Source organism: Billgrantia zhangzhouensis (assembly GCF_021404465.1).
Lineage (GTDB): Bacteria > Pseudomonadota > Gammaproteobacteria > Pseudomonadales > Halomonadaceae > Halomonas > Halomonas zhangzhouensis.
In genome coordinates this window covers 335182-347981 of record NZ_JABFTT010000003.1, presented here as the reverse complement: position 1 = coordinate 347981, position 12800 = coordinate 335182, and the positions used below count along the sequence as shown (strand labels likewise).

Annotated in this window: 10 protein-coding genes; 5 read left to right on the top strand and 5 right to left on the bottom strand. The window is 64.1% G+C overall.

Annotated elements, in window-relative coordinates; genetic code table 11:
* Positions 1-25 precede the first annotated feature (25 nt).
* Entirely contained in the window at positions 26-508 is a 483-nt protein-coding gene (gene slyD / locus HOP51_RS05285; protein WP_234272916.1) for a peptidylprolyl isomerase, read from the top strand.
* Positions 509-633: 125 nt separating this feature from the next.
* Here slyD and HOP51_RS05280 read toward each other — a convergent pair whose 3' ends face one another.
* Complete coding sequence (locus HOP51_RS05280) at positions 634-1272, bottom strand: CDP-alcohol phosphatidyltransferase family protein (RefSeq protein ID WP_234272915.1); 639 nt, start codon at positions 1270-1272, stop codon at positions 634-636.
* Positions 1265-3484, bottom strand: a complete 2220-nt coding sequence (locus HOP51_RS05275) for an FAD-dependent oxidoreductase (protein ID WP_234272914.1) — start codon at positions 3482-3484, stop codon at positions 1265-1267. Before HOP51_RS05275 ends, HOP51_RS05280 begins: the two co-directional genes overlap by 8 nt.
* A 108-nt stretch (positions 3485-3592) precedes the next feature.
* Between HOP51_RS05275 and msrA the strand changes: the two genes are divergently transcribed.
* Positions 3593-4210, top strand: coding sequence for a peptide-methionine (S)-S-oxide reductase MsrA (gene msrA / locus HOP51_RS05270; RefSeq protein ID WP_234272913.1), 618 nt, complete (start codon positions 3593-3595; stop codon positions 4208-4210).
* Here the strand turns inward: msrA and HOP51_RS05265 are convergent.
* Positions 4196-5398, bottom strand: a complete 1203-nt coding sequence (locus tag HOP51_RS05265) for an MFS transporter (RefSeq protein ID WP_234272912.1) — start codon at positions 5396-5398, stop codon at positions 4196-4198. The genes msrA and HOP51_RS05265 overlap by 15 nt on opposite strands.
* Before the next feature lie 117 nt (positions 5399-5515).
* Here HOP51_RS05265 and HOP51_RS05260 point away from each other — a divergent pair, with 117 nt between their 5' ends.
* Positions 5516-6403 (top strand): LysR family transcriptional regulator, encoded by an 888-nt coding sequence (locus HOP51_RS05260; protein WP_234272911.1) that lies wholly within the window; start codon positions 5516-5518, stop codon positions 6401-6403.
* 29 nt (positions 6404-6432) lie between these two features.
* Here HOP51_RS05260 and HOP51_RS05255 read toward each other — a convergent pair whose 3' ends face one another.
* Together HOP51_RS05255 and HOP51_RS05250 are read right to left on the bottom strand one after the other, a co-directional pair.
* Complete coding sequence (locus HOP51_RS05255) at positions 6433-6969, bottom strand: C40 family peptidase (RefSeq protein WP_234272910.1); 537 nt, start codon at positions 6967-6969, stop codon at positions 6433-6435.
* A gap of 319 nt (positions 6970-7288) precedes the next feature.
* Complete coding sequence (locus HOP51_RS05250; RefSeq protein WP_234272909.1) at positions 7289-9754, bottom strand: DUF1266 domain-containing protein; 2466 nt, start codon at positions 9752-9754, stop codon at positions 7289-7291.
* Positions 9755-9956: 202 nt separating this feature from the next.
* On the opposite strand from HOP51_RS05250, the gene HOP51_RS05245 reads away from it, so the two are divergent.
* Together HOP51_RS05245 and gabT are read left to right on the top strand one after the other, a co-directional pair.
* A complete protein-coding gene (locus HOP51_RS05245) occupies positions 9957-11402 on the top strand; it encodes an NAD-dependent succinate-semialdehyde dehydrogenase (protein ID WP_234272908.1) in 1446 nt (481 codons plus the stop codon).
* Positions 11403-11435: 33 nt separating this feature from the next.
* Complete coding sequence (gene gabT / locus HOP51_RS05240) at positions 11436-12728, top strand: 4-aminobutyrate--2-oxoglutarate transaminase (protein WP_234272907.1); 1293 nt, start codon at positions 11436-11438, stop codon at positions 12726-12728.
* Positions 12729-12800 lie beyond the last annotated feature (72 nt).

Genomic DNA, 12800 nt, shown 5'->3' with positions numbered 1-12800 from the left:
CATGCACTCACCGAAAGGTTCATCAATGCAGATTGCGCAAAATTCCGTTGTCGCGTTCCACTACACCCTGACCAACGATGCAGGTGAGGTGCTGGACAGTTCGGAAGGCCGTCAGCCGCTGACTTACCTCCACGGCGCCGGCAATATCATTCCGGGCCTGGAGAAACAGCTCGAAGGCCGCGAAGCCGGCGACAAGCTCAACGTGACCGTCGCCCCCGACGAGGGCTACGGCGAAGTGCAGCCCCAGCTGGTGCAGGAAGTACCACGCGATGCATTTCAGGGCGTCGAGTCCGTTGAGCCGGGCATGCAGTTCCAGGCCCAGACCCAGGGCGGCCCGCTGATGGTCACCGTTACCAAGGTGGAAGGCGACACCGTGACGGTCGACGGCAACCACCCGCTGGCCGGGCAGAAGCTCAACTTCGACGTCGAGATCGCCGAGGTGCGCGAAGCCAGCCAGGAAGAGATCGAGCATGGTCACGTGCATGGCGAAGGCGGGCATCAGCACTAAGCGTCAGCACGTTCAGGACATGTCAGGGGCAGCCAGATGGCTGCCCTTTTCCATGCGCCCGTTCCTACCCGCTCCCGCTCGTTCCTATGCACTTGTTCGAGGCGCTTGCCTGAAGTAAGACAACCTCAGGAGTTCCTGGCGCCATTTGGCTCCAGCGCCTTGAGCGTGCGGTATCCTCCCCATAGGCGCGTGATGGTGGTAATCAGGCACGCCACGGCAAACAGTGTGGCCAACAGGGCAAAATGGTGCGGCAGTAGACAGAAGAGCACGAAGGCAAGGATGGTCTCGGTGCCTTCGGTCAGGCCATGCAGATAGTAGAAGGCCTTTTTCTGGAAATGCGGACGCTCGAGCCCATGGCGGGTCGCCATGATGGCAAAGGCCAGGAACGAGGTGCCGGTGCCGATAAAGGCGAACAGCAGAAAGGCAGCTGCTAGCGCATTGGCGGCAGGGTCGGCCAGGGCGAAACCCAATACCACGGCGGCATAGAAAACGAAGTCGAGGCCGATGTCGAGAAAACCGCCGGCATCGCTAGGACTGTCCACTAGCCGTGCCAGGGTTCCATCCACTCCATCGCCCAGGCGGTTGAGCAGGATCGCCGTCAGAGCGGCCAAATACCATTCCATGGCCAGCAGCGGCAGGCTGAGCATGCCGATGACGAAAGCCGCCACGGTTACCTGGTCGGGCTCGATGCCCCATGCCTGGAAGCGCCTCGCCACGGCACCGAGAGGTGCCTGTGTCAACGGCATGGTCCAGCGATCAAGCATCCTTCCTCCCCATCTCGTCCGTTGCGGCCGCTGCCGGCCCCGCCCCCCGGCGCCAGGCGAAGTAACGCTCGAGCCAGCCCAGTAGGCGCTCGGGCTTGTGCGCGTTCTTCCATACCCCCGCCGTGGCCTTGGCCGCCTCCGACCACGTGGGATAGGGGTGAACCGTGCCCAGCAGCTTGTTCAAGCCGATGCCGTGCGTCATTGCCAAGGTGAATTCAGCCAACATCTCGCCAGCCCCCTGCCCCACGATGCATGCGCCGAGGATACGGTCCCGGCCCGGCACCGTCAGTACCTTGACGAATCCCCCGGTCTGGCCCTCGGCAATGGCTCGGTCCAGCTCGGCGAGCGGGTAACGGGTGGCCTCGAACTCGATGCCACGAGCCCGCGCCTCGTACTCGCTGAGCCCCACCCGTGCCACTTCCGGCTCGGTGTAGGTGACCACCGGCAGCGCTCGATAGCTGACGCGGAAGCGCTTGAACTCACCGAACAGTGCATTCACCGTAGCATGCCAGGCTTGATGGCCACTGGCATGGGTCAACTGGAAGGGGCCGGCCACATCGCCACAGGCCCAGACATTGGGCAGCACACTCTGCAGACTCTCGTCTACTGCCAGGGTGCCGTCCTCTCGCGTTTCGACGCCCAACGCCTCGAGCCCCATGCCAGCCACGTTGGCCTGGCGCCCCACCGCGACCAGCAGGCGATCGAAGGGCAGCCGGTGCACTTCAACCTCGCCCGAGGCCAGGCGATGCTCCACCTCCAGCACATGGCCGCTATCGGCACCCTCGCCCGGCACGACACGCAGCGCACGGGTGTCGAGCCAGACTTCGAGCCCCTCACTGGCAAAATGTTGGCGCAGCAGGTCGGCAGTATCGATATCCTCGCGTGGCAGCAGTTGGGGGCCCATTTCGACCAGGGCCACCCGACTTCCCAGGCGGGCGAAACTCTGCCCCAGCTCGCAGCCGATGGGGCCACCACCCAATACCACCACTCGCCCGGGAAGGGTCTCGAGTTGCCATAGATTGTCCGAGGTCAGCACTTCGATGGCTTCGATCCCTGGCAGCGGCGGCACCTTCGGTCTTGACCCGCTGGCGATGATGACATGTCGCGTAGTGAGCATTCGCTCACCCTCGTCACCCGTCACGCGAACCCGCCATGGGTCCTGGAGGCACGCTTCGCCGGTGAGCACTTCGACCCCCAGCCCCTCGTATCGCTCTCGGCTGTCGTGGGGCTCCACTTCGCGGATGGCACGCTGCACGTGCGCCATCACGGCACCGAAGTCGACTTGCGGCTCGCCAGCATGAACACCATAGCGGCTGGCCCCACGAACCTCCTCGGCCACCCGCGCCGCGCGAATCAACGCCTTCGACGGCACACAGCCGGTATTCAGGCAGTCGCCGCCAAGGCGGTCACGCTCCACCAGCGCCACCCTGGCTTTCACTGCCGCTGCGATGTAGCTCGCCACCAGCCCTGCCGAGCCGCCGCCGATCACCACGATGTCGTAATCGAAGCGCGCCGGACGATGGAAACGCTGCGCCAGTCGCCGACGCTTGGCAATGGCCACCAGGCCGCGAGCCAGCCAGGGAAACAGACCGATCAGCATGAAAGAGCCGATCAGCCCCGGTGAGAGTATTCCGGACAGCGACTGCAGATTGCCGAGTTCGCGCCCGGCATTCACGTAGACCGCCGTGCCCGGCAGCATGCCCAACTGACTGACCCAGTAAAAGGTCCACAGGCGCATGCGGGTCAGCCCCATCACCAGATTGATGACGAAAAAGGGAAACAGCGGGATCAGTCGCAGGGTGAAGAGATAGAAGGCTCCCTCGCGCCGGATGCCGGCATTGATGCGCTCGAGTTGCGGCGCGAAGCGCCTCTCCAGCGGTGCCCGGGCCAGGGTGCGCGCGATCAGAGCGGCCAGGGTCGCTCCCAGCGTACTGGCAAAGGAGATGATCAAAAGCCCCCAGCCAAGCCCGAACAGGGCACCGCCCAATACCGTCATCAGCGCGGCACCAGGTAGCGTAAACGCCGCCATGAGCACATAGATGATGAAAAATCCCCCTACCACCTTGACCGGATCATCGGCCAGCCAGGCCTGGAAGCGCGTCTGCTCGACTTGCAGGTTGGCCAGTGTCAGTACCTCATTGGCGCCACTGAGAAAGTAGGCGGCCACACTGGCGACCAGAACCAGGAGCAGTATCAGGCGACGACGCGTCACGGGCGACTCCGAATTGGCAGGTAGTGTTAACAAAGGCTATACGGAACCTGTGTCGTGCGACAGCTTCCAACCTTACAAACCGCCACACAACGAAACGAGGTAGCCGTCATGCCCAGGATGCGAAATGCTCTGTCGTGGGTGCCGTTACTGCTGATGTTGCCCTTCGGCCAGGGCTTTGCGGACGACGAAACCGCCAGCGCCGTGTTCGGGGGCGGCTGCTTCTGGTGCGTGGAAGAAGCCTTCGACAAGGTGCCGGGCGTCACCTCCACGACTTCCGGCTTCAGTGGTGGCCACGTCGAGAATCCCAGCTACCAGCAGGTGGTGGATGGCAATACCGGCCATGCCGAGGTGGTGCGGGTCGAGTATGATCCCGGGGTGGTCGACTACGCCACGCTGCTGCACGTGTTCTGGCGCAACATCGATCCGTTTGCCGTCGATCGTCAGTTCTGTGACGTGGGCGAGGCGTATCGCAGCGTGATCTACTATTCCAGCGACGAGGAGCAAGCCCTGGCCGAAGCCACCCGCGACGAACTCGCCGAGCGCTTCGGGCGCGAGATCGCCACCGAGATCAGCTCTTTCGAGGCTTTCTATCCCGCCGAGGAGTACCATCAGGACTACTATCGCAAGAATCCGGTGCGCTACAACTACTACAAGGCGGCCTGCGGACGCGAACGCCGCCTCGAAGCGGTGTGGGATGACGAAGCGGGCGGGCTAGCGCGCCAGTGAGACTCGCTCACTGATTCGTTCACCGCGCCATAGCCACAGCGCGATGCCCAGTGTGACGCCGAGCAGAAGCCAGGAGCCGATGGCCACGCCGAGCCATCCGCCGCGCTGCCAGAACGGCTCGAGCCAGAGGCTGCCGAGGCTCGCCCCGAGATAGTAGAAGACCAGATAGAGCGCCGAGGCACTACCCCTCGCCCGCTCTGCCTGGCGGCTGACCCAACTGGAGGCCATGGAGTGGGCCAGGAAGAACCCCACCGCATTGATGGTCAGCCCAGCGATGATCCAGGCCAGGGAGTCCACCAGGGTGACGAAGGTACCGGCCATCAGAATGAGGATACCCAACGTCATGCAGGCTGGCTGGCTAAAGTGGCGAGTCAGACGGCCGGAGAGCGCCGAACTCAGGGTGCCGCCCAGATAGGTGAGAAAGATCATTCCCAGCCAGCGAGCACTGAGATCGAACGGTGCCTCGGCCAGGCGGAAGGTAATATAGCTGTACTGGTTGATGAAAATGAGGAAATTGATACCACCGAGCAGGTAGGCGGCCAGCAGCAGCGGATGACGCAAGTGCCCGCCCAGATCCGTCACGGCGGCGCGCAGCTCGAAACGACGCGGCTTGAACTGGCGAGGTGCTGGCAGCAGCTTCCAGAACAGCGCCACCCCGGCCAGGGTCACCAGGCCCACCGTCAGGAAGCCAGCGCTGGCGCCGCCGATCTCGCCGACGCCACCGCCGATCAGTCGTCCACCGATCCCGCCCAGAGTATTGGCGCCGATATACAGGCCCACCGCCGCCAGCAACGCCGGTCGGTCGAACTCATCGCCCATCCAGGCAATGGCAACCGCCGGCAGCCCGCCGAGCACGAAGCCCTGGACCAGGCGAAGCGCCAGCAAGGTCTCGAAGCTGGGCGCCAAGGCCAGCCCCAGCGAACACAGCCCGGTCAGGAGCAGCGTCACGCGCATGATACCGCCGCGGCCAATGGCATCTGACAGGGGGCCGAAGACCAGCAGTGCCCCCGCCAGAGCGAGCGTGGCCACCGACATGACCAGGCTGACACCCAGGGTCGACACACCATATAGCTGACGCAGCTCCGGCAGCAGCGGCTGCGGCGCATAGAGATTGACGAAAACCAGGATGGAGCCCAGGCAGAGCGCCAAGGTAGCGCGCCACCAGGCGCGAGAACGAACGGTGATCATGCAGCGAACCTGACAGAGATATTTGCCTTCCATGATCAGGCAGGCAAAATGATAAGCCAAACAGAATAAAAAGATCGTAACCATCTGATCAGCTTATCACCCAGGCACGGAGCGCTCATGGCATTACCTTTCGACCTACGCACCCTGCGAGTCTTCGTCATGGTAGCCGATCGAACCGGCTTCAGTGCCGCAGCCCGCGAGCTTCACGTAGCCCAGTCCGCCGTCAGCCAGACCATCGCCAACCTCGAACGCCAACTGGAGCTGACGCTGTTTCACCGTCATGAGCGACGCATCACCTTGACACCTGAGGGCGAGACCCTCTACGCGCATGCCCGGGAGTTGCTGGAGCGGGCCGAGGCCACTCATCTGGCCATGCGTGAGCTGCATGACCTGGTCAAGGGTGAAGTTCGTATCGGCATTCCCTCGATGCTCGGCTCATATTACTTGCCGCCATTACTGATGGGGTTCAAGGCGCAGCATCCCGGTATTCGCCTGACCGTAGTGGAAGCCGGCGCGCGCCGGCTGCAGCGCATGATCGCCGACGGCGAGCTGGATCTCGGCGTGGTCATTGACGATGAGCAGAGCCGCCATATGGAGCGGCAGCGACTGATTCGCGAAGAGATGGTGGTATGCGTACCACGTGCTCATGCCTTTGCGGATCGCCGCAGCGTAACCGCCGAAGAATTCTTTCAGGAACCGCTGGTGCTGTTCCAGGATGGCTATTTTCACCGCGAATTCGTCGATGCCCTGTCTCGACAGACCGGGCTGGACGCCAACATCGCCTTCCAGTCGAACCTGATACCGCTGACCAAGGCTATCGTGCGCCAGGGCTTCGGCATTACCACTTTCCTACGGCGGGTGGTGGACGAACCCGGCCTCGCGGCGGTCTCCTTCGCCAGCCCGGCCTGGCTGGAGCTGTCGCTGGCCTGGGCGCGGGATGCCTACCTGTCGCGAGCGGAGAGCGCCTTCGTGGAGTATGTCATCGCCCACCGCGAAGTCTTATGACAGTGAAACGCCAGCACTCGGCCTTCCTCTCAGCTCTCGCCTGGTTCGGTGACGCGCTGCGCCAGGGTGGTAGGCTCCAGGGTCCGGCGTGCCTGCCAGTAGTAGCGCCTCCAGTAGTTGCTGTCGAGCTCGGAGAGCATCACGCCCTGAGACGTGGAGGCATGCAGGAAGTAACCATCGCCGACATAGATGCCCACGTGATCGTAGCGGCCGGGAGGACGGAAGAAGACCAGATCGCCAACCTGGAGCTCATCGCGGGACACCTGGGTGCCCTCCCGCACCTGTTCGCTGGTGGAGCGAGGCAACTGCAGGCGGAAGGTTTCGCTGAACACGTTCTGCACCAGCGCCGAGCAGTCGATACCGTTGCGCCCCGTGCCACCGATCCGGTAGGGCGTGCCGGCCCAGCGCTCGTGCTGCGCCAGCAAAGCAGTTCGAATCAACTCAGGGGATGGATTGTGCAGGCTATCCAACCGGAGGATGGGGTTGTCCACTGGGGACATCATGGGATTGAAGGAAGACGACATACCAGGCAACTGTCGCGCGAAGTAGTCGTCGGGGGCTTGCAACGACGATTTCGACGAGCCTGCACACCCAGCCAACAACGCCAGCGACACACCGAGCACAACGATACGACTCGATCCCGTGGCAACCATACTTGCAAAGTCCTCATTCCCTGAGCCGCACGCGTCCACGGATCAGGCAATTGCCCTACCTGATGAACCCGGGAGGATCGCTGTGGCAGTGGTGCTTGGCGCCCCGCGCCCGGTACCACTGCCAGAGCGGCCTTGTGGCGGCTCACGATGACATGGGTGAAAGCTCCGCCACATACGGAGCGGTTTCATAAACCAACTGACTATAAACCACATTTCCTAACCAAAGCGAGCCCTAATGTAGCGTCTTGACATCGCCCGGCAATGTGTCGATATGCATGGGGGCCCAGTGTCGTGGCCTGGCCCCGGGGAAATCCAGGCTGGCCCAGGAGCCGGCCAGTGGCGGCGCCCCCGAAAGCCACGCGACCAGAGCCTGACGAAAGCCACTCAGGAAGCCTTCACGCTCAGGCGTCTCACCCATGAAAAACGAGAAACCCGCATAGAGGCCCCGCGCATAGGCCTCCCAACTGCCATAGTGCTCTGCCGCCAGCACATGGGCTCGCTCCAGCACACCGGCGAAGGCGGCATCTTCCAGCCAGCCCAGTTGACGCCCAGCGATCGCCAGGTCCACCGCTTGGGCCAGGTCCCAGGCGGTCATGTCCAGCTCATTGCAGCCATCGGTGTTGTCACGCACCCGCTGCAGGCGCAGTAAATGGTTGCGGTCCTCCTCGCTGCAGTCGCCGCTTTCCAACATGGCGATCTCCGAGGCCAGCCGCTGGGCATTCAGCGTATAGGGGGCGTAATTGATCTGGTACTCCTGACGATCTCCCGCCTCGAGCAGGAAATCGAGAAACTCGTTGAGTTCGTCCCGACCGTGCAGGCCGTAATGCCCATCGATCCACTCGCGGATCGAGACCGCCTCGCGCTCGCTCTCCACCGGCGGCTCGCTCCAGATGGCGTTGTTCAGCGGCCCCACCAGCGCCATGGCGGTGAAGCGGGACAGCGTGGGCCGCGGCCCCGGCTCCTGCCATTGGCTTGCCTGCCAATCGAGCCAGTGGAAAGGACTGCCGGGATCGTCCAGGTGCCAGCGGATCTCATTGACCAGCGGAGGATGCTCCCCCTCCGGTAGGAGAGCCTCCCACTGCGCCCAGGCCTCCAACAGGCGCTGGGCATCGGAGTAGAAGCGACACAACGTGCCACGCAACGCCTCGGTCAAGGCCTCCAGCACCTGGGAGTCAAACGCCGCGCTGTCCATCGCCATCTGTAGATAGAAGGCGTACTTTTCGGCCATGTGGATGGTCGCCGCATGGCGGCCACCCTGTTTCAGCGCGATGAGACCGGCCATATCGTCGGCCGCCGGGCGCCCAAAGGGCGTGTCGGTCCGAGGCAGGGCGCCATGGGCGGCATCGGCAGCCAACTGGTTGAGATGATGCGCCTGGGCCGGCAACCAGTATCGCGACAGGGCCTCCACACCTTCGTCGGGGTGCAGTCCCAGGGTCTCGTCGAGGTAGCGCAAGGCATCGGCACGCCGCTCGACGGCGACCGGCGCGGCCACTCCCTGGCGCATGCCGAATTCAGGCTCGCGCACCGACGCCAGCGCCAACACCCAGTGCCGTGGCGAACGTCGCCAGGTCATGATGGCGCGGCGCGAGGCCGCCCGCTCCGTCTCACCCAGCAGTTGCTGTAACGGCGTGCGCCAAGGGCTGACAGGAGAGCTGAGCAGCAGATTCCAGTCACGCTGCATGTCCGCCAGCCTGTCGCGCCCTTCGAACAAGCTGCAACCGCGCTGGTAAGCCCGCACCAAGGCCGACCAGTCGCTGTAGCGACGCAGGACCAGATCGGCGCCGTGGGTGGCGAAATCCTGGGCCTCGGCAACATCCAGCCAGCCTGCGCAGGCACCGGCCCAGGCCAGATCGACTAGCCGCAGCCAATCCCAGGCGGCCCATTCGAGCGGCTCTCCCCGTTCGACGAAATCGAGCAGCACCCGGCCATATTCCCGTTCGCCGCCGGACAGCTCCTCGAGCCAGGCCTGACGCTCTTCGCTGCGCGCCGCCAGCAGACGAGCGGCATCGAGGTCCCAACCTTGGCGATGACCATAGCCGGCCAGCCACAACAGGCTCTGAATCAGGCCGTTACGACCTTCGATCTGCCAGTATTGCCACAGCCACGCCTTGGCATCGGGCCAGTCCATTGCGTCAGGCGTGGGCTCCACTACCGGGGCAAAGGCTGCACGCAGGCGCCAGGCGCGCGCATGAGGAGCATCGGGCCAGAGCGCTTGAGCCTGATCCTTGCGCTGCACGGCAATCCAGCCCGTCAAGCTATCCCAGGTGATCCCGTCTCCGTCACGCTCCAGCGTCGCCAGCGCCTCGCAGGCCTCCCAGAAATCGTCGTCGCCACGCACCCAGCCTTCGGCGCTCTTGGCACGCTGCAAGGCCTCGAGCCACTCGTCCAGACTGGTGTAATGACGGGTGATCTCATCAGTCAGGCGTACCACCCAGCTGCGCAAGCGCGGCTCGGCGAGCCAGTTGGCCGAGCCCGCCAGAGCGACCAGCTCGAGGGCGGCCAACAGGCGTGCCGGATCGGTCGTACCAGTGCCGAACGCCTCGACCAGCCGCCAGCCCAACTCGCCGCGATCGGCAACGCCCAATGCTCGCAGCCGGGCCTGGGCCGCATCAGCTTCGATCGTGTTGGGTTCGGGCTCGAAGGCCCAGTCGCACAGGACCAGTTGTTGAGCCCACCAGGCGTATAGGGGGTCGACCAAGTCTCACCTCGACATTCAACCAGCAAAAAGAGGCGCGCTACTGCGACACCGGGAAATCGGCGCCTAGTGTAGCGGAAAGTACCGCGCACGCCGATGGTTCAGGGCGGTAAAAAAGTGGCCGCCCCCTTCGGGAGGGCCTTGGCGAAATGTTTTAAATAATGCACACTCAGAAAACAAGATAATCAACATCCCGGAGCCCTTCATGCCCCTCCCCGCCGAAATATTCATCGACAAGGCCTATATCGACGGCCAATGGCGCGACGCCGATCGCCGCTTCAGCGTAACCAATCCCGCCACCGGCGAGACACTGGCCAGCGTGCCGGACCTCACCGCGGACGATGCCCGCGCTGCCGTGGCAGCGGCCGAAGCCGCCTGGCCGGCTTGGCGCCGCCAGCCGGTCAAGCAGCGCGCCGTCCTGCTGCGTGCCTGGTTCGACGCCATCATGGCGCATCAGGAGTCGCTGGCCCGGTTGATGACTCTCGAGCAGGGCAAACCGCTGGCCGAGTCTCGCGGTGAGGTGGCCTACGGTGCGTCGTTCGTGGAGTTCTATGCCGAAGAGGCCAAGCGTATGGCCGGCGAGACCCTGCCCAGCCATGGCGCCGACAAGCGCATCCTGGTCTTTCGCGAGCCGATCGGCGTGGTGGCGGCCATCACCCCGTGGAACTTCCCGCTGGCAATGATCACGCGCAAGTGCGCCCCGGCCCTGGCCGCCGGTTGCCCGGTGGTGATCAAGCCCGCCGAGGCCACGCCTCTGACCGCCCTGGCCCTGGCCAGGCTGGCCGAGGAAGTCGGCTTCCCGGCCGGAGTGCTCAATGTGGTCACGGCAAGCCGTCCCGCCGAGATCGGCGAGGTATTGACCACCGATCCGCGGGTTCGCAAGGTCTCCTTCACCGGCTCCACCCCGGTGGGCAAGAAACTGCTCGCGCAGTGTGCCGGTACGGTCAAGAAAGCCTCCATGGAGCTCGGCGGCAACGCGCCCTTCATCGTCTTCGACGATGCCGACCTGGACGCCGCGGTCGAGGGGGCGGTGGCATCGAAGTACCGCAACTCCGGCCAGACCTGTGTGTGTACCAACCGTCTGCTGGTTCAGTCCAGCGTCTACGACGCCTTCGTCGACAAGCTTGCCACCCGTGTGGCTCAACTCAAGGTGGGCAACGGCCTTGACGACGGCGTGGCTCAGGGGCCACTGATCAACCCGGCCGCGGTGGACAAGGTCCAGTCCCACATCGCCGACGCCCTGGCCAAGGGCGCCCGCCTGGTCTGCGGCGGCGAACCCCATGCGCTCGGCGGCACCTTTTTCCAGCCCACGGTGATCGCCGATGTCACCGATGCAATGCGCGTGGCCCGCGAGGAGACCTTCGGTCCACTGGCGCCGGTATTCCGCTTCGATACCGACGACCAGGCCATCGCCATGGCCAATGCCACCGAATTCGGCCTGGCGGCCTATTTCTACGCCCACGACTACCGCCGTATCTGGCATGTCATGGAGGGGCTGGAATATGGCATGGTGGCCGTCAACGAGGGAATTCTATCCACCGAGCTGGCGCCCTTCGGCGGCGTCAAGGAATCCGGCCTGGGTCGCGAGGGCTCGCATCACGGCCTGGATGAATTCACTGAACTAAAATACGTCTGTGTCGGCGGCCTTTGATCGCCCGCAACGTCCAAGCAGAAGGGAGGCAAGATGAACAACGCACAGCTCAACGAACTCAAGCAACGCTACGTGGCCAACGGCGCCGCCAGCCCCGCCACACAGTTCGCCGACCGCGCTGAGAACGCGCTGATCTGGGACGCCGACGGCAACCGCATCATCGACTTCGCCGGCGGCATCGGCGTGCTCAACATCGGTCACCGTCACCCCAAGGTGGTCGAGGCGGTCAAGGCCCAGCTCGATCGCGTAATGCACACCTGCCAAACCGTGATGCCCTACGAGGGTTACGTGAAGGTAGCCGAGCGTCTGAGCCAGGTCACGCCCGTGCGTGGCCATGCCAAGGTGATGCTGGTCAACTCTGGCGCCGAGGCGCTGGAAAACGCGGTGAAGATCGCCCGCGCCGCCACCGGCAAGAATAACGTGATCTGCTTCGATGGCGGCTATCACGGCCGTACCTTCATGACTATGGCCATGAACGGCAAGGTCGCGCCCTACGCCGCTGACTTCGGCACCATGCCAGGCAACGTCTTCCGTGCCCCCTACCCGGTGCCCTACCACGGCGTCAGCGAGGATGAGGCGATTCGCGGCCTGAAGATGGCCATCAAGACCGACGCCAACCCCCGCGATACTGCCGCCATCGTGCTCGAGCCGGTCCTCGGCGAAGGCGGTTTCTACCCGGCCCCGGCCAGCTTCCTCAAGGCGATCCGCGAGATCTGCGATGAGCACGGCATGCTGATGATCATCGACGAGGTGCAGTCGGGCTTCGGCCGTACCGGCAAGCTGTTCGCCATCGAGCACAGCGGCGTCGAGCCGGACATCATTACCATGGCCAAGAGCATGGCCGGCGGCATGCCGATCTCCGCCGTGGTGGGTACCGACAAGGTCATGGATGCCTCCGGTTCCAACTCGCTGGGCGGCACCTATGCCGGCAACCCGCTCTCCTGCGCGGCCACCCTGGCAGTGCTCGACGTATTCGAGGAAGAAAATATCCTCGAGAAGAGCCAGGCCCTGGGCGACAAGCTGGCCAAGCACTTCAGCCAGTGGCAGAGCGACTTCGATTGCGTCGACAACGCCCGCAACATGGGTGCCATGGCGGCAATCGACCTAGTATCGGACAAGAGCAAGCACACGCCCGACGCCGACCTGGCTGCCGCGCTGTGCAAGAAGGCTCGCGAGAAGGGGCTGATCCTGCTCTCCTGCGGCCTCTACGGCAACACCATCCGCTTCTTGATGCCGGTGACCATCGAAGACGAGATCCTCGAGGAAGGCTTGGACATCGTCGAAGCCGCGCTCACGGAACTGGTCGGCAGCAAAGCCACCGCCTGATCGTGATCACGTAGCGAAACGCCCGCCGGCAGACAGTGCCGGCGGGCTTTTGCGTTGGCGCCATATCGTCGA

Bases quoted from the DNA above. Each gene is read 5' to 3' on its own strand.
- slyD (WP_234272916.1), top strand. From the start codon at position 26: ATGCAGATTGCGCAAAATTCCGTTGTCGCGTTCCACTACACCCTGACC.
- HOP51_RS05245 (WP_234272908.1), top strand. From the start codon at position 9,957: ATGCCCCTCCCCGCCGAAATATTCATCGACAAGGCCTATATCGACGGC.
- msrA (WP_234272913.1), top strand. From the start codon at position 3,593: ATGCCCAGGATGCGAAATGCTCTGTCGTGGGTGCCGTTACTGCTGATG.
- gabT (WP_234272907.1), top strand. From the start codon at position 11,436: ATGAACAACGCACAGCTCAACGAACTCAAGCAACGCTACGTGGCCAAC.
- HOP51_RS05280 (WP_234272915.1), bottom strand. From the start codon at position 1,272: ATGCTTGATCGCTGGACCATGCCGTTGACACAGGCACCTCTCGGTGCC.
- HOP51_RS05265 (WP_234272912.1), bottom strand. From the start codon at position 5,398: ATGATCACCGTTCGTTCTCGCGCCTGGTGGCGCGCTACCTTGGCGCTC.
- HOP51_RS05260 (WP_234272911.1), top strand. From the start codon at position 5,516: ATGGCATTACCTTTCGACCTACGCACCCTGCGAGTCTTCGTCATGGTA.